General features: G+C 49.1%; 1 pseudogene. It reads right to left on the bottom strand.

From position 1 onward, the window contains the following. Nucleotides 1-22: 22 nt before the first annotated feature. Nucleotides 23-232, bottom strand: a pseudogene (locus ACYP03_RS28275) (porphobilinogen synthase); the annotation flags it as partial.

The raw sequence follows: 232 nt of genomic DNA, 5'->3' as shown, positions 1-232 counted from the left end.
CTTTTAACAACAGGTCAGGCTGTTAACGATTTACGTTCAGTGAAGCCTGACGCTCCGCCGCTTCTTCAGCAAGCCACTCTGCCACAGACTTGGCAAAGTAAGTCAGAATGCCGTCTGCACCAGCGAGCTTGAAGCACAGCAGAGATTCCAAAACTGTCTCTTATTCTTTCAGCCAGCAATTCTGGATCGCTGCCATATGCATGGCGTACTCACCTGAGACCTGATAGGAAAA

It is taken from the genome of Photobacterium sp. R1, assembly GCF_054600795.1.
The sequence above is the reverse complement of the archived record's forward strand: the minus strand, read 5'-3'. Positions and strand labels throughout refer to the sequence as shown.